15 protein-coding genes and 1 pseudogene are annotated in these 15,589 nt (G+C 67.8%); 10 read left to right on the top strand and 6 right to left on the bottom strand.

Features of this window, described 5'->3' with window-relative positions; all coding sequences use genetic code 11:
- Positions 1 to 22 precede the first annotated feature (22 nt).
- From HLG70_RS26345 to HLG70_RS26305, 10 genes and pseudogenes are all read left to right on the top strand, one after another.
- Entirely contained in the window at positions 23 to 454 is a 432-nt protein-coding gene (locus HLG70_RS26345) for a RidA family protein (RefSeq protein WP_171664910.1), read from the top strand.
- A 29-nt stretch (positions 455 to 483) separates the two neighbouring features.
- Positions 484 to 1,533 carry a LysR substrate-binding domain-containing protein gene (locus HLG70_RS26340; RefSeq protein ID WP_171665131.1) on the top strand — a complete coding sequence of 350 codons (1,050 nt, stop codon included), beginning with the start codon at positions 484 to 486 and terminating at the stop codon, positions 1,531 to 1,533.
- Positions 1,534 to 2,041: 508 nt separating this feature from the next.
- Entirely contained in the window at positions 2,042 to 2,593 is a 552-nt protein-coding gene (locus tag HLG70_RS26335; RefSeq protein ID WP_171664909.1) for a 3-hydroxyanthranilate 3,4-dioxygenase, read from the top strand.
- Between the two features lie 13 nt (positions 2,594 to 2,606).
- Entirely contained in the window at positions 2,607 to 3,608 is a 1,002-nt protein-coding gene (locus HLG70_RS26330) for an amidohydrolase family protein (protein WP_171664908.1), read from the top strand.
- A gap of 59 nt (positions 3,609 to 3,667) precedes the next feature.
- Positions 3,668 to 4,843 carry an ABC transporter substrate-binding protein gene (locus HLG70_RS26325; RefSeq protein WP_171664907.1) on the top strand — a complete coding sequence of 392 codons (1,176 nt, stop codon included), beginning with the start codon at positions 3,668 to 3,670 and terminating at the stop codon, positions 4,841 to 4,843.
- A gap of 41 nt (positions 4,844 to 4,884) precedes the next feature.
- The gene (locus HLG70_RS26320; RefSeq protein ID WP_171664906.1) at positions 4,885 to 5,805 is read left to right on the top strand and encodes a branched-chain amino acid ABC transporter permease; all 921 of its coding nucleotides are present in this window, start codon (positions 4,885 to 4,887) and stop codon (positions 5,803 to 5,805) included.
- Between the two features lie 13 nt (positions 5,806 to 5,818).
- Positions 5,819 to 6,802: a branched-chain amino acid ABC transporter permease gene (locus tag HLG70_RS26315; RefSeq protein WP_171664905.1), complete on the top strand. Its 984-nt coding sequence runs from the start codon at positions 5,819 to 5,821 to the stop codon at positions 6,800 to 6,802.
- Between the two features lie 62 nt (positions 6,803 to 6,864).
- Positions 6,865 to 7,263 (top strand): annotated as a pseudogene (locus tag HLG70_RS29770) (ATP-binding cassette domain-containing protein); the annotation flags it as partial.
- Between the two features lie 9 nt (positions 7,264 to 7,272).
- Positions 7,273 to 7,566, top strand: a complete 294-nt coding sequence (locus tag HLG70_RS29765; protein WP_419144796.1) for a hypothetical protein — start codon at positions 7,273 to 7,275, stop codon at positions 7,564 to 7,566.
- Complete coding sequence (locus tag HLG70_RS26305; RefSeq protein ID WP_171664903.1) at positions 7,563 to 8,273, top strand: ABC transporter ATP-binding protein; 711 nt, start codon at positions 7,563 to 7,565, stop codon at positions 8,271 to 8,273. Before HLG70_RS29765 ends, HLG70_RS26305 begins: the two co-directional genes overlap by 4 nt.
- Before the next feature lie 35 nt (positions 8,274 to 8,308).
- On the opposite strand, the gene HLG70_RS26300 is transcribed toward HLG70_RS26305, so the two are convergent.
- Genes HLG70_RS26300 through HLG70_RS26275 form a run of 6 tightly spaced genes read right to left on the bottom strand, consistent with a single transcriptional unit; the run spans position 8,309 to position 15,588 of the window.
- Positions 8,309 to 9,361 carry an Ldh family oxidoreductase gene (locus HLG70_RS26300; RefSeq protein ID WP_171664902.1) on the bottom strand — a complete coding sequence of 351 codons (1,053 nt, stop codon included), beginning with the start codon at positions 9,359 to 9,361 and terminating at the stop codon, positions 8,309 to 8,311.
- Positions 9,362 to 9,370: 9 nt separating this feature from the next.
- Complete coding sequence (locus tag HLG70_RS26295) at positions 9,371 to 10,891, bottom strand: mannitol dehydrogenase family protein (RefSeq protein WP_171664901.1); 1,521 nt, start codon at positions 10,889 to 10,891, stop codon at positions 9,371 to 9,373.
- A 60-nt stretch (positions 10,892 to 10,951) separates the two neighbouring features.
- Entirely contained in the window at positions 10,952 to 12,487 is a 1,536-nt protein-coding gene (locus HLG70_RS26290) for a UxaA family hydrolase (RefSeq protein WP_171664900.1), read from the bottom strand.
- A 30-nt stretch (positions 12,488 to 12,517) separates the two neighbouring features.
- Entirely contained in the window at positions 12,518 to 13,384 is an 867-nt protein-coding gene (locus HLG70_RS26285; protein WP_171664899.1) for a fumarylacetoacetate hydrolase family protein, read from the bottom strand.
- 34 nt (positions 13,385 to 13,418) lie between these two features.
- Complete coding sequence (locus HLG70_RS26280) at positions 13,419 to 14,165, bottom strand: SDR family oxidoreductase (RefSeq protein WP_171664898.1); 747 nt, start codon at positions 14,163 to 14,165, stop codon at positions 13,419 to 13,421.
- A 13-nt stretch (positions 14,166 to 14,178) separates the two neighbouring features.
- Entirely contained in the window at positions 14,179 to 15,588 is a 1,410-nt protein-coding gene (locus tag HLG70_RS26275) for a TRAP transporter large permease (protein ID WP_171664897.1), read from the bottom strand.
- Position 15,589: the final 1 nt, after the last annotated feature.

The raw sequence follows: 15,589 nt of genomic DNA, 5'->3' as shown, positions 1-15,589 counted from the left end.
CGTCCACGCAAAGGAAAGCACGATGAACCAGCCCACCGTCAGCGCCACCGTCGTCGCCGGCAAAGCCACGCCCCGCGGCAAGTATCCGCACATCAAGCGCGCCGGCGACTTCCTGTTCGTCTCCGGCACCAGCTCGCGCCTGCCCGACAACCGCATCGCGGGCGCCGAAGTCGACGCGATGGGCACCGCCACGCTGGACATCCGCGTGCAGACACGCGCCGTCATCGAGAACATCCGCGACATCCTGGCCACCGCCGGCGCCACGCTCGCCGACGTGGTGGAAATCAGTACATTCCTGGTCAACATGAACGACTTCGGTGGATACAATCAGGTCTACGGCGAGTACTTCGACGCCGATGGTCCGGCCCGCACCACGGTCGCGGTGCACCAATTGCCGCACCCGCAGTTGCTGATTGAGATCAAGGCGGTCGCCTACAAGCCGCCCGTCCGCTAGCCTTCGCCAAGCGTACCGGGCGGCGCATGATGGACGGCGGCATTTCGGGTTCACCCAGGGAACAGGACGATCGCCCCCGGCCAGACGCCAGGGCGGCTGCACGGATGTCGAACTTCCGCATTACGCCCAACGCGCTCAGCCACAAGCTGAAGCTGCATCAACTGCAGATCTTCGAACGCGTGCTGGCGCGCCGCTCGCTGTCCCGCGCCGCCAGCGAACTGCACCTGACGCAACCCACCGTCACCAAGGCCATCCACGACCTCGAAGCCTTCTTCGGCGCAACGCTGTTCGAACGCTCCAACCGCGGCGTCACCCCGACCGAACTGGCCATGGTCCTGGGCCGCCGCGTCCACGCCATGATGGCCGAGATCCGCTACATGGCCGACGACATCGACGCCGTGCTGGGCGGCGCCAGCGGCCACGTGGTGGTGGGCACCCTGATCGCGGCGTCCGCCAAGCTGCTGCCCGAAGCCATCGCCCGCCTCATGACCGACCATCCCGGCATCCAGGTCACGGTACGCGAAGGCCCTTCCGCCCAATTGCTGCCCGCGCTTGCCACCGGCGACCTGGACATCGTCGTCGGCCGCCTGCCCGGCGCCGACATGGCGTCCATCTCCGGCGTCGCGGTGGACCACCACAAGCTCTACCACGAGGAACTCTGCCTGGTGGTCGGCGCGCGCCACCCGATGGCCGGCGCCACGCAGGTCTCGCTGGCAGACCTGATGACCCACATCTGGATCCTGCCGGCCCCCACCTCGCCGCTGCGCGCCTCGATCGAACGCACCTTCTTCGACGCCGGCCTGCGCCTGCCGGCCCGCCACATCGAATCGCTATCGCTGCTGACCAACATCGGCGTGCTCATGCACAGCGATGCGCTCGCGCTCATCCCCTACGACGCGGCGGCGCAATTCCTGTCCATGGGCATCCTGGCCCGCCTGCCCACCAACGTCTTCGGCGCCTTCGGCGACGTCGGCTACTCGATCCGCGCCGACCGCCCGCTGACGCCCGCCTGCCAGCGGCTGGTGGACTACCTGAAGCAGATCACGGCACAACGCCAGCCCCCTCAAGAAACAACGTAGCCAGCCCCACGCAACCGCGAAGCGTCCGCCGCCCGACGCAAGACACCGCGTAAGCCCCCAAAGGCCGCCCGCGCGGCCGGCCGGGGGCGGGCCCCGCAAGACCCTCCACCACCACCCCATCCGCGGCCAGAACCCTAAGCACACCGCTCGCCCCAGCTGACATGAGATTGCAAACGACCAAGCACGGCGTGGCGGCGGCCCGGCGTGCGCGGGGCGTCGATAAGCCCGAGGGAATCTGAAGGAACCGCCGCAGGCGGTGACGAAGATGACGATGGGGGGGGCCGCCTAGGCAAGTCCGGAGCGAAGGCTCCGGACCGCAATCGCAGCCCCGCGCACGCCGGGCCGCCGCCACGCCGTGCGTCTTAAGAACCAACACCCCCGGGAAACCCCGCGATAGATAACTCGCATATCCAACCCCACAATTTCTATTGTGCACCCCAGTCCCCCCCCGCCTAGACTGCATCATCACCCGCTCCCCGCCAGTCCCCCGACACCCCCGGAGACCCTAATGCCCGCCTACGGCCCGCCGTTGAATTTCCAGCGCTGGATACAAGACCACGCCCACCTGCTGAAGCCCCCCGTCGGCAACCAGCAGATCTGGCAAGACAGCGACTTCATCGTCACCGTGGTCGGCGGCCCCAACCACCGCACCGACTACCACGACGACCCGCTGGAAGAGTTCTTCTACCAGGTCCGCGGCAACGCCTGGCTGTCATTGTGGGTAGACGGCAAACCCGAACGCATGGACCTCAAGGAAGGCGACATCTTCCTGCTTCCGCCCCACGTACGGCATTCGCCCCAACGCCCCGAAACCGACAGCGCCTGTCTGGTGATCGAGCGCCAGCGCCCGCTCGGCCTGCTCGACGGCTTCGAATGGTATTGCCCGCATTGCGGCCACCTCGTGCATCGCGTCGAAGTCCAGCTCAAGAGCATCGTCACCGACCTGCCCCCCCTGTTCCACGCCTTCTACGCCAGCACCGAAAAGCGCACCTGCCCCGGCTGCGGACAGATCCACCCCGGCAAGGGACACGCTCCTTCCGCGCAACCCACGCCCGCCTAGGCCCCGTTCAGACATGATCCAGAAAATCGATATGCACGCCCATTTCTTCCCGCCGATCACACGGCAGGAAGCGGCTGCGCTTGATCCCGTCCACGCCCCCTGGCTGCGGCCCGACGGCGACGGCTCCACCGGACAGATCATGGCGGGCGACCGCCCCTTCCGCCCCGTCGACGCCACGCTGTGGGACCCCGCGCTGCGCGTCCGGCAAATGGACCGCCACGGCGTGGACGTACAGATCCTCTGCGCCACCCCGATCATGTTTGGCTACACCTACCCCGCCCGCGCCGCCGCGGACTGGGCCGCCCGCATGAACGACCTGGCGCTGGAACACTGCGCCTACGCCCCCTCGCGCCTGAAGGCCCTGGCGCAGGTGCCGCTGCAAGACCTGGATCTCGCCTGCAAAGAAGCGTCCCGGGCGCGCGCCGCCGGCCACCTGGGCGTACAGATCGGCAACCATGTCGGCCCCCGCGACCTGGACGACGAAACCCTGGTGCAATTCCTGACCCACTGCGCCAACGACGGCATCCCCGTGCTGGTGCACCCGTGGGACATGATGACCGACGGCCGCATGAAGAAATGGATGCTGCCGTGGCTGGTCGCCATGCCGGCCGAAACACAGCTGGGCATCCTGTCCCTGATCCTCTCGGGCGCCTTCGAACGCATTCCCCGCAGCCTCAAGCTGTGCTTCGCGCACGGCGGCGGCAGCTTCGCGTTCCTGCTGGGGCGCGTGGACAACGCCTGGCGTCATCGCGACATCATCCGGGAAGACTGCCCGCAGCTGCCCTCTTCCTACACCGACCGCTTCTACACCGACAGCGCCGTATTCGACCCGCGTTCCCTGCGCCTGCTGATCGACGTGATGGGCGAAGACCGCGTGCTGCTGGGATCCGACTACCCCTATCCGCTGGGAGAGCAGGAAGTCGGCAAGCTGGTCGCGCACGCCGACCTGCTGCCGCAGGTGCAGCAGAAGATCCTGTTCCGCAACACGACAACCTTCTTTGGCCTGAACCCGTAGTCCACAACGCGCTTGACCACACCACGACCGTGACACACGGCAACTCAAGGGAAAACACCATGAAACGCATCACCACGCTGACCGCCGCCGCGGTCATGGGCCTGACGCTATCGGCCACCGCGATGGCCGACGTGAAGATCGGCCTGCTTACCACCTTGACCGGCCCCGGCTCGGTGCTGGGCCAGGATCAGCTGGACGGCTTCATGCTGGCCGTGGAGCAAGGCGGCGGCAAGCTGGGCGGCGTGCCCGTCCAGATCATCAGGGAAGACGACCAGTTCAAGCCCGAAGTGGGCGTGCAGGCCGCGCGCAAGCTGGTGCAAAGCGACAAGGTGCCCATCATCACCGGCGTCGTGTATTCCAACGTCATGCTGGCCGTGGTGCGCCCCGTGACCAGCGCCGGGGTATTCCTGGTGGGTTCCAACGCCGGCCCGACCAATCTGGCCGGCAAGGACTGTTCGCCCTACTTCTTCTCCACATCATGGAACAACACGCAGCGCCACGAAGGCAGCGGCGAGATGGCCAACCAGATGGGATTCAAGAAGGTCTACCTGCTGGCGCCCAACTACCAGGCCGGCAAGGACGCCATGGCCGGGTTCAAGCGCTTCTACAAGGGCGACGTGATGAACGAGGTGTTCACCCAGGTGAACCAACCCGACTACTCGGTGGAGCTGGCCGCGCTGGCCGACGCCAAGCCCGATGCCGCCTACGTATTCTTTCCCGGCGGCATGGGCGTGAACTTCATCAAGCAGTACCGCCAGGCCGGCCTGTTCGGCAAGATCCCGCTGCTGTCGGTGGACACCATCGACGGCGCCACCCTGCCCGCCCTGCAAAAGGACGCGCTGGGCGCCGTCACCAACGTGCCGTATTCGCCCGACCTGGACAACGCCGCCAACAAGGCGTTTGCCGCCGCCTACCGCCAGAAATACGGCCGCGAGCCGTCCAGCTATGCCGCACAGTCGTGGGATGCGGCCCAGCTGATCGGATCCGCGCTGAAGAAAACGGGCGGCAATGTCGACGACAAGGAAGCCTTGCGCAAAGCCCTGGAATCCGCCGACTTCCAGTCCGTGCGCGGCGAATTCCGCTATCAGCCGAACCACTTCCCCGTTTCCGGATTCTTCCGGGCGGATGTGGAAGCCGGCGCCGACGGCAAGACGGGCTTCGTGAACAAGGGTCCCATCTTTCCGGACCTGTCCAAGGTATCGGACCAGTACGCCGCCCAGTGCGCAATGAAGTAACGCGGGCGGCCCGACCGGCCGCCGGCAAGAGGTAGAGCTTTATGTCCACAACGCTGCTGCTGGTGCAGGCCCTGAACGGCCTGCAGCTCGGAATCCTGCTGTTCCTGCTGGCCGCCGGCCTGACGCTGGTGTTCGGCATCATGAACTTCATCAACCTGGCGCATGGATCGCTCTACATGATGGGCGCCTTCATCGCGGCCACCGTGTTCCGGCATACCGGATCCTTCCTGCTGGCGGCGGCCGCCGTCGTCGCCGGCATGGCGGCGCTGGGGCTGCTGCTGGACCGCATCGCGCTGGCCCGGCTGTATCCGCGCGAGCACCTGGACCAGGTGCTCGCCACGTTCGGCTTCATCCTGTTCTTCAACGAGCTCACGCGCATCATCTGGGGCCCGGCGCCAATCAGCATGGGGCTGCCGTCCTGGCTGTCCGGCACCATCGACATCCTCGGCGTGACCTATCCGCTGTACCGCTTCCTGATCATCGTGGTGGGCCTGCTGGTGGCCGCCGGCTGCTATGTGCTCATCCACCGCACCCGGCTGGGCATGCTGATACGCGCGGGCTCCACCGACCGCATGATGGTGGGCGCGCTGGGCGTGAACATCGCCCGGCTCAATACGCTGCTGTTCGTGCTGGGCGCCGTGCTGGCCGGCCTGGCCGGATTGATGGCCGGTCCCATCCTGTCGGCGCAGACCGGCATGGGCGAACCCATCCTGATCCTGACCCTGGTGGTCATCGTGATCGGCGGCATCGGGTCGGTGCGCGGCGCATTCCTGGCCGCGCTGATGGTGGGGCTCATCGACACGCTGGGCCGGGCCCTGCTGCCCACCTTGCTGCGCGCCGCCCTGCCGCCCGCCGCGGCCAACGCGGCGGGTCCGGCGATCGCGTCGATGCTGATCTACATCGTGATGGCGCTGGTGCTGGCCTTGCGGCCGCAGGGCCTGTTTCCCGTCAGGCACGGATAAGGACGCAGACCTCATGCACAAGCTATCTCCCCGCACGCTGGTTGCCGCCGCCTTGCTGTTGCTGCTCGCGCTGCTGCCCGTGTACGCCCATTGGCAGGGCGAGCCGTTCCTGCTGGCGCTGTTCGGCCGCGTGCTGGTCTACGGCGTCGCCGCGCTGGCCTTGAACCTGCTGCTGGGCTACGGCGGCATGGTGAGCTTTGGCCACGCCCTGTACCTGGGCCTGGGCGCCTACTCGGTCGGAGTGCTGTCGCACTACGGCATCGAGAACGGCTGGCTGCATCTGGCCGCCGCCGTGGGCGCCTGCGCGGTCGTCGGCCTGATCAGCGGCTATGTGGTCATGCGTACATCGGGCATCGCGTTCATCATGATCACGCTGGCGTTCGCGCAGATGTTCTATTTCCTGGCGACGGGGCTGGACGGCTTTGGCGGCGACGACGGCATGTCGCTGTTCGCCGGCAGCGATTTCGGGGCGTTCAGGCTGGACGCGCCGCTGGCGCTGTACTACACGGCGTTCGGCGTCCTGCTGCTGGTCCTGTGGCTGATGCAGCGGCTGATCCACGCCCCCTTCGGCATGGCGCTGCGCGGCTGCCAGGCCAATGAGCGACGCATGCGGGCCCTGGGGTATCCGACCCTGCGCTACCGCCTCGCCGCCTATGTGATCTCGGCGGTCATCTGCGGCGTGGCCGGCGTACTGCTGGCCAACCTGACCATGTACGTATCGCCCTCGTACCTGGCCTGGACGACCTCCGGCGAACTGATCGTGATGGTGGCCCTGGGCGGCATCGGCACGCTGTTCGGACCGGTGGTGGGCGCCCTGGCGTTCCTGCTGCTGGAAGAAGGGCTGAAGCTGCTGACGGAGCATTGGATGCTGATCATGGGCCTGCTGATCGTGGGCGTGGTGCTGGCGTCGCGGCGCGGCGTGTATGGCAGCCTGTCGTCCGCGCCTTGGCGCATGGGCGGCCGGACCGCCAGCCGTCCTTCCGGAGAGCCGCAATGAGCGCGCTGCGAGTGGAAAACCTAGAGAAGCGCTACGGCGGGCTGACCGTCACCGACAAGCTGTCGCTGGAACTGCGGCGCGGCGAGCTGCACGCCGTCATCGGACCCAACGGCGCCGGCAAGACCACGCTGATCGGACAGCTCAGCGGAGAACTGAAGCCCGACGCCGGCCGCGTGCTGCTCGACGGCAAGGACATCACCCGCATGCCGGTCGAAAAGCGGGTCCGTCACGGCCTGGCGCGGTCCTATCAGATCACCTCCGTCTTCAAGCCCTTCACCGCGCTGGAGAACGTAGCGATGGCGGTGCAGGCGCGGCGCGGCCACAGCTTCCGCTTCTGGCGGCCCGTGCTGTCCACGCCGGCATTGACGGATCCGGCCCACGAGGCGCTGGCGCTGGCCGGCCTGTCGGCGCGCGCCGGCACGCCCGCCGGCGAACTGGCGCACGGCGAGCTGCGCCAACTGGAACTGGCCATGGTGCTGGCCTGCCAGCCGTCGCTGCTGTTGCTGGACGAGCCCATGGCGGGCATGAGCCAGCACGAATCCGAAGCCATGACCCGGCTGCTGCTGCAACTGCGCGGTCGCTACACCATCCTGCTGGTGGAGCACGACATGCAGGCTGTCTTTGCCCTGTCCGACCGCATCACCGTGCTGGTCTACGGCCGCGCCCTGGCCTGCGGCACCGCCGACGAGATCCGCAACGACCCGCGGGTCCGCGAATGCTATCTGGGCAGCGAACGCGGCCGCGTCCGGGAGGCCCGCGCATGACCGCCCTGCTCTCCCTGCGCGGCGTGACCGCGCACTATGGCGCCAGCCAGGCCCTGTTCGGCATCGACCTGGATATCGGGCCCGGCGAGTTCGTCACCCTGCTGGGACGCAACGGCATGGGCAAGTCCACCACGGTGAAGGCGGTGATGGGCCTGAATCCCGCTACCGGCGGCGCCATCGCCTTCGACGGCCGCGACATCAGCCGGCTGCCCTCCTACAAGGTGGCGCAGTGCGGCATCGGGCTGGTGCCCGAAGGCCGCCACGTCTTTCCCAACCTGTCCGTGCGCGAGAACCTGGTGGCGACGGCGCACAACCGGCAAGGCGCGGCCCATCCCTGGACGCTGGAACGGGTGTACGCGCTGTTTCCGCGGCTGTCGGAACGCGCCCGGCACCTGGGCAGCCACCTGTCCGGCGGCGAACAGCAGATGCTGGCTATCGGCCGCGCGCTGCTGACCAATCCGCGCCTGCTGATCCTGGATGAAGCCACGGAAGGACTCGCGCCCGTGGTGCGCGAAGAAATCTGGGCGGCGCTGGACACCCTGAAGCAGACCGGGCTGGCGGTGCTGTGCATCGACAAGAATCTGGAACCGCTGCTGGCCACCGCCGACCGCCACGCCATCGTGGAAAAGGGGCGCGTCGCCTGGACGGGTTCGTCGCGGGAATTTCTGGACGATGAGCCCCAGCTCTTGCAGTACCTGGGGGTCTAGGACCGGCGCTCGGCGTCTGGCAGCATGAGGGGCCGCTAGGACAGGCGCGCCGGCGGCGCCACGCCCAGCCGGGCGCTCCAGGCCTGCATCTCGGCCCACAGGGCCGGCGGCACCGGCAGCCCGTCACGCCGGCGCGCGGCCTGCGCGGCGGCCTCCGGATCGCCCGGCATGCGCGGTGAACCGGGAACTTGCGACAGCTCCATCGCCATCCCGGCAACCACCGCCGCCAAAGCCGCGCCGCCGGCGAAGCGCGCGGGGTCGATGACGATGAAGAACGCGCCAAGCTCTCGCGGACGGTCCAGCGCCTCGTACATGGGCGAAATATGCGGCCCAAAGGGGTTGCCGTTCAACGGCCCGCAAAGCAGCTCTATCATCATCGCCAGCCCGTAGCCCTTGTAGCCGTATTCCTCTCCACCCAAGGGGCGCAGGGCGTGCGCCTGGTCCGCGTCGGAGCAGTCCCGCCCCTGAGCGTCCAGCGCCACGCCCGGCGGCAGGGCGACGCCGTCGCGCCGGGCGTTCATGACACGGTTCCACGGAATGGCCGTGGTGGCCATGTCCAGGCAGAGCGGATCGGCGTCCGCCCGGGGAAAGGCCAGCGAGATCGGGTTCGTGCCGTAGAACGGCTCGTGCCCGCCGAAGGGCGCGGCAATCGAGTCCGAATGCGTGAAGGCAATGCCGATGAATCCCAGTTCCGCAGCCGCCCGGCTGTACAGGCCGATGGCGCCGCAGTGCGAGGAATCGCTGACGCCCACCGCGGACACGCCGGCGCCTTTGGCAAGGTCGATCGCCAGCGCGTTGGCCCGATGGGCCACCACGATGCCCTGCCCCTGGCCGCCATGCACCTGGGCCGTTCCCGGGCCGGTGCGCTCGATGACGATGTCCGGCCTGGCCTGGATGGATCCGTGCGCGACCCGGTTCAGGTAGTGCGGCAGCCGCGCAATGCCATGCGAATCGATGCCCCACAAGCTGGTCTGGGCCAGGCTCTTCGCCAGGCAGCGCGCGTCCGCTTCGGAAAAATCCTGGGCGCGCAGGCAGTCCGCGCCCCAGCGTTCCCATTCGGCGGCATCCACTCGGCCTTCGGCAGTCATGTCGCGCTCCTAGGTGGCCGCCTCCACGGCGCGGATCACGCCGTGCTCGCGCAGCATTTCCAAATGCGTGGTTAGGCTGGAGACGAACTCGGCCGATTCGCCCAGTTCGCCAAACACCGGCTTGAATCTCGACAGCACCATCGCCCGCCGCTGTGGCGCCTGCGACGGCGCGGCGGCGCGCGCGGCGACCTCGGAGCGCGACAGCAGCCTGGCCAGCCGCGCGGCCAGCGGGTCCTGGATTTCATGACGGCCGCCCTGCTCATTTTCACCGCCCAGATAGTGCAGCCAGGCCGCCACCGCCAGGCTCAGGCGATCGATGCCATGGCCAGCCCGCAGGCGATCGCGGATCGTGTCCAGCAGGCGCTGCGGAATCTTCTGCGAGCCATCCATGGCGACCTGGCTCACCGGATGCGGCAGCGCCGGGTTGGCGATCCGCGCGAGGAATCGCTGGCGGTATTCCTCCAGCCCCACATCGGGAATGCCCCGCAGCGTCGGCGCGATCTCCAGGCGCATCATGGCCTCGACAAAACCGCGCAGCGCGGGCGTGTTCACGGCCTCGGCCATGGTCTGCAATCCCAGCGCCGCGCCCAGGTAGGCCAGCGTGGAGTGCGGCCCGCTCACCATGCGCAGCTTCAGGCGTTCATAGGGCGCCGCGTTGCTCACGAAGGTTGCCCCGCCCTGGGCATCCCAGGCCGGCCGTCCCGCCGCGAACTTGTCTTCGATCACCCAGTTCAGATAGGGTTCGCCCAGCACCGGCCAGGCGTCCTCCACGCCCAGCCTCTCGGCGATCCGCAGGCGGTCCTGGTCCAGCGTGACGGGCACGATGCGGTCCACCATGGAATTCGGAAAGGTGCAGTGCCGGTCGATCCAGTCGGCCAAGGTCACGTCCACGCGCAAGGCAAAGGACAGCACCAGGCTGCGCAGCGTATCGCCGTTGCCGCGCAGGTTGTCGCAGGACAGCAGCGTGACCGGAGGCAGGCCGCGTTCCCGGCGCAGCGCCAGTCCATGCACCAGGATGCCGATGGTGCTGCGGGGCCGATGCGGGTTTTCCAGGTCATGCAGGATGTCCGGATCGTCCCATCGCAGATGGCCGGTGGCGGGCTCGTGGCAGTAGCCCTTTTCCGTCACCGTCAGGCTGACGATGCGCGTCTGCGGATAGGCAATCCGTTCCAGCACCGCGTTGGGGTCTTCCTCGGCCACCATCACCCGCAGCACGGACCCCACGACGCGCAGCTGTTCGCGGTCCTGGCCGTTGGGGCCGGCATCGCGCACGGCCAGCGTGTACAGGCCGTCCTGCGGAGTCAGGGCGTCGCGGGTGGCGGGGCGTCGCAAGGACACGCCCAGGATGCCCCAGCTCAGATCTCCGCTGGCCTGCATGGCCTGATCCGTCACCACCGCCTGATGGGCGCGGTGGAATGCGCCCAGTCCCAAATGCACGATGCCGGGGGTAAGCCGGCTTCGGTCGTAGATGGGCTTTTCCACGTCTGCGGGCAGACGTGGCAACGACTCCGTATTCAAACGTTCACGCATGGATGAGAAGTGTCAAAAATGGGCGCAACGCCAGGGTATAGCATGCCCTGTCCCGTATCGCTACATCACCGCGCCCAGTTGCCATGGGACAAACTCATTTTGACCGTAACCATGCGTTTCGCTACGTGTGCGCCGGCCGGACGCCGTCTGCAGCATCAGCTGGAAGATACGCTCGCCCATCTGCGCCACGCTTTGCGCGCCGTCAACCACTTCGCCGCAATTGATGTCGATGTCGTCCGACTGGCGCTGCCACAGCGCGGTGTTGGTGGACAGCTTGAGGGACGGCGCGGGCGCGCAGCCATAGGCCGACCCGCGCCCGGTGGTGAAACAGATCAGGTTGGCGCCGCCCGCCACCTGCCCCGTGGCGGAGACGGGGTCGTAGCCCGGGGTATCCATGAACACCAGTCCGCGCGCGCGCACCGGTTCGGCATACTCGTAGACGTCGGTGAGGTTGGTCGTGCCGCTCTTGGCGATCGCGCCCAGCGACTTTTCCAGGATGGTCGTCAATCCGCCCGCCTTGTTGCCGGCCGAGGGATTGTTGTCCATCTCGGCATCATTGCGGGCGCAGTAGTCCTCCCACCAGCGCACCCGCGCCAGCAGCTTGTCCGCCACGGCGGGCGTTTCGGCCCGGCGCGTCAGCAGGTGCTCGCCGCCATAGATCTCGGGCGTCTCGGAAAGAATGGCGGTGCCGCCGTGGCGCACCAGCAGGTCCACCGCGGCGCCCAGCGCCGGATTGGCGCTGATGCCGGAATAGCCGTCCGATCCACCGCACTGCAGGCCCACGGTCAGATGGCTGGCCGGCACGGCCTCGCGCCGCACGCGGTTGGCCTGGTCCAGCATGCGCTCTACCAGCTCGATGCCGCGCGCCACCGTCTTGCGGGTGCCGCCGGTGTCCTGGATGTTGAAGGTGTGCAGCATGCCGCTTTCGCGCAAGCTTTCCTGCTCCATCAGCCCGCCGATCTGATTGGTCTCGCAGCCCAGGCCGACGACCATCAGTCCGCCGAAGTTGGCGTGGCGGGCGTAGCCGCCCAACGTGCGCCGCAGCACCCGCAGCGGCTCGCCTTCGCTGCCCGTGGCGCAGCCGGCGCCATGCGTCAGCGCCACCACGCCATCGACGTTCGGACAGGACGCCAGCGCCTCGGGCCGGATGTCTCGCCGGAAATGGTCGGCGATGGCGCGCGCCACGGTGGCCGAACAGTTCACGCTGGTCAGGATGCCGATGTAGTTCCTGGTGGCGATGCGGCCGTCGGCGCGCACGATGCCGTCGAACATGGCCGGTTCCGCCACGTAGTCCGTGGGGTGCGCGCCCTGCCCGACCGCATAATCGCGCTCGAAGTCGGAGAACTCCAGGTTCTGGGTATGGACGTGCTGGCCGGGCGCGATGTCCTGCCGGGCCACGCCGATGATCTGGTTGTAGCGCCGCACCGGCGCACCCGCCGCGATGGCGCGCACGGCCACCTTGTGGCCGGGCGGCACCAGGCCCAGGATCGTCACCCCCTCGCTTTCCAGGCGCGTGCCGCTGACCAGCTGCCGTCTTGCGATCACCACGTTGTCCGCCGGGTGGATGCGTATCACTGCCGTATCGGTCTGGGACATGAGGACTCCGGAAAGAGAGGGGCGTGGGGATCAGCCGTCGATCAGGGCGGGATCCCAGGCATGCACGCGCTGGCGCTGTTCGCCCAGGCCGGCGATGCCCAGCTTGATCTCGTCGCCCGCCTTCAGGTAGATGGGCGCGGGCTTTTGTCCCATGCCCACGCCGGGCGGCGTGCCCGTGCTGATCAGGTCGCCCGGATACAGCGTCATGAAGCGGCTGACGTAGGCCACCAGCTGCGCCACGCCGAACACCATCGTGCGGGTGCTGCCGTTCTGGTAGCGTTTGCCGTTCACTTCCAGCCACATCTCCAGGTCTTGCGGATGGGGGATTTCGTCGGCGGTGGCCAGCCACGGGCCCACCGGGCCGAAGGTGTCGCAACCCTTGCCCTTGTCCCAGGTGCCGCCGCGTTCGATCTGGTATTCACGCTCGGACACGTCGTTCACCACGCAATAGCCGGCCACGTGCTTCATCGCGTCGGCCTCGCTGACGTAGCGCGCCTTCTCTCCGATCACCACGCCCAGCTCCACCTCCCAGTCGGTCTTCACGGAATCCTGGGGCAGCACCACCGGGTCGTTGCAGCCCACCACGGCCGAGGTCGGCTTCATGAAGATGACGGGCTCGGCCGGCACCGGCAGGCCCGATTCGGCGGCGTGGTCGGCATAGTTCAGGCCGATGCAGATGAACTTGCCCATGCCGCTCCAGGGCGGCGCGGTCCGGCCGGGTTGCGCCACCAGCGGCAGCGTGGACGGATCCAGCGCGCGCAGCTCCGCCAGCTTGGCGGCGCCCAGCGTCTGGGCGGTGATGTCGGCCACGACGGACGACAGGTCGCGTACCTGGCCCTGGGCGTCGACCAGTCCGGGCTTCTCGAAGCCCTTGGGGCCATAGCGCATCAGTTTCATAGCGAATTCCTTGTTGCTTGGGGAAAAGACGAATTCAGTTCGACCAGCCGCCGTCGATCACCTGAGCGGTGCCGGTGGTGAAGGCGGACTCGTCGCTGGCAAGATACACCGCCAGCGACGCGATCTCTTCCGTGCGGCCGATGCGCCCCATGGGCTGGCGCGCGGTGAAGGCCGCCTCCACCGCGGCGATGGACTGGCCGCTGGCCTGGGCCTGCGCCTCGATGCGCTGGCGCAGGGACGGAGATTCCACCGTGCCGGGGCAGATCGCATTGCAGCGTATGCCCTGGGCCACGTAGTCGGCCGCGACCGCCTTGGTCAGGCCGATGACGGCCGCCTTGGTGGCGCCGTAGGCGCAGCGGTTCGGCGCGCCCTTGATGCTGCCGGCCACCGACGCCATGTTGACGATCGCGCCCGAGCCGCGCGCCAGCATGCCCGGCAGGCAGGCGCGGATCAGCAGGTACATGGACCGCACGTTCAGGTTGAATGAAAAGTCCCAGGCGTCTTCGTCGCAATCCAGGATGGTCCCGGCGTGCACGAAGCCCGCGCCATTGAACAGCACGTCCACCGGGCCGGCGGCGTCCGCCAGCGCGCGCACGGCGCGCCCGTCGGTCACGTCCAGCACTTGCGTGCGGCAGCCGGACAGCGTCTGCAGCGCCGCCCCGTTCAGGTCCACGGCCAGCACGTCCGCGCCCTCCCTCGCGTAGGCCCACGCCACCGCGCGGCCGATGCCCTGCCCGGCGGCGGTGACGATGGCGGTCTTGCCTTGCAGTCTTCCTGACATGTGCGCGCTCCTTTTATTTTCCGGTCATGCCCATCACGGTGGGCAGCCACAGCGTGATCTGGGGGATATAGGTGATGGCGATCAACGCCACGAACAGCGGCACCAGCCACGGCAGGATGGCCATCGTGGTGCGCTCGACGGACAGCCGGGCGACCCGCGCCAGCACGAACAGCACCATCCCCATGGGTGGATGCAGCAGGCCTATCATCAGGTTCAGGGTCATGATCAGGCCAAAGTGGATCGGGTCGATGCCCAGCTTCAGCACGATCGGCAGCAGGATGGGCACCAGGATGGTGATGGCGGCGATGGTGTCGATGAAGCAGCCCACGATCAGGATCAGCACGTTGGCCATCAGCAGGAATACCCACTTGTTCTGCGTCACGCTCAGGATGGCGTCGGTCAGGGTCTGCGCCGCCTGCGTCGTGGTCAGCAGCCAGGCGAACACCGAGGCCGCCGTCACGATGAACAGCACGGACGCCGTGGTTTCGATGGTGTCGAAGGTGGCCTTGGCCAGGGTCTTGAAGGTCATGGAGCGATACCGCACCAGGCCCAGGAACAGCGCCCAGATCACCGCGGCCACCGCGGCCTCGGTGGGCGTGAACCAGCCCAGCGTCATGCCGCCGATCAGGATCACCGGCGCCATCAAGGCCATGACGGCCGAGAAATTGAACTTCCAGTCCAGGGCCAGCAGGGCCACGAAGGCGATGCCGGTGGCTACGTTGGGCGATACGCCCCCCAGCGTCATCAGCCAGATGGACAGCGGGAACGACAGCACGATCAGCACTTCCAGGCCCGCCCCGCCCAGCCGCTTCCAGTTGAAGGCGACATCGCCGCCCCAGTTGTTGCGGCGGGCGTAGTAGGCCACGGTCAGCATCATCAGGACCGTCAGCACCGCGCCGGGCAGCAGCCCCGCCAGGAACAGCGACCCGATCGACACGTTGGCCATCATGCCGTAGATGACGAAAGGCAGGGACGGCGGGATGATCGGGCCCAGCGTGGCCGACGCGGCGGTGACGCCCACGGCAAACTCGGTCTCGTAGCCGTGGTCCTTCATGGCCTTGATCTCGATCGTGCCCAGGCCGGCGGCGTCGGCGATGGCGGTGCCGGACATGCCGGCGAACACCACCGAGCCGATGATGTTCACCTGCCCCAGCCCGCCGCGCATCCAGCCCACCAGCGCCACGGCGAAGTTGTAGATGCGGCCGGTGATGCCGGCGATGTTCATCAGGTTGCCCGCCAGGATGAAGAACGGCACGGCCAGCAGCGGAAAGGACTCGACGCCCGCGATCATGCGCTGCGCGATGACCACGTCCGGCACGCTGCCGGATATCAGAATGAACAGCAGGGATGCGCCCGCCATGGCGACCGCCACCGGCACGCCCATGATCATCAACAGCAGAAAGGTTCCAATCAGTGTGCCCATG

Origin of the sequence: Achromobacter deleyi (genome assembly GCF_013116765.2) — a bacterium.
Taxonomy (GTDB): domain Bacteria; phylum Pseudomonadota; class Gammaproteobacteria; order Burkholderiales; family Burkholderiaceae_B; genus Achromobacter; species Achromobacter deleyi_A.
This window is presented reverse-complemented; position numbering and strand designations above follow the sequence as displayed.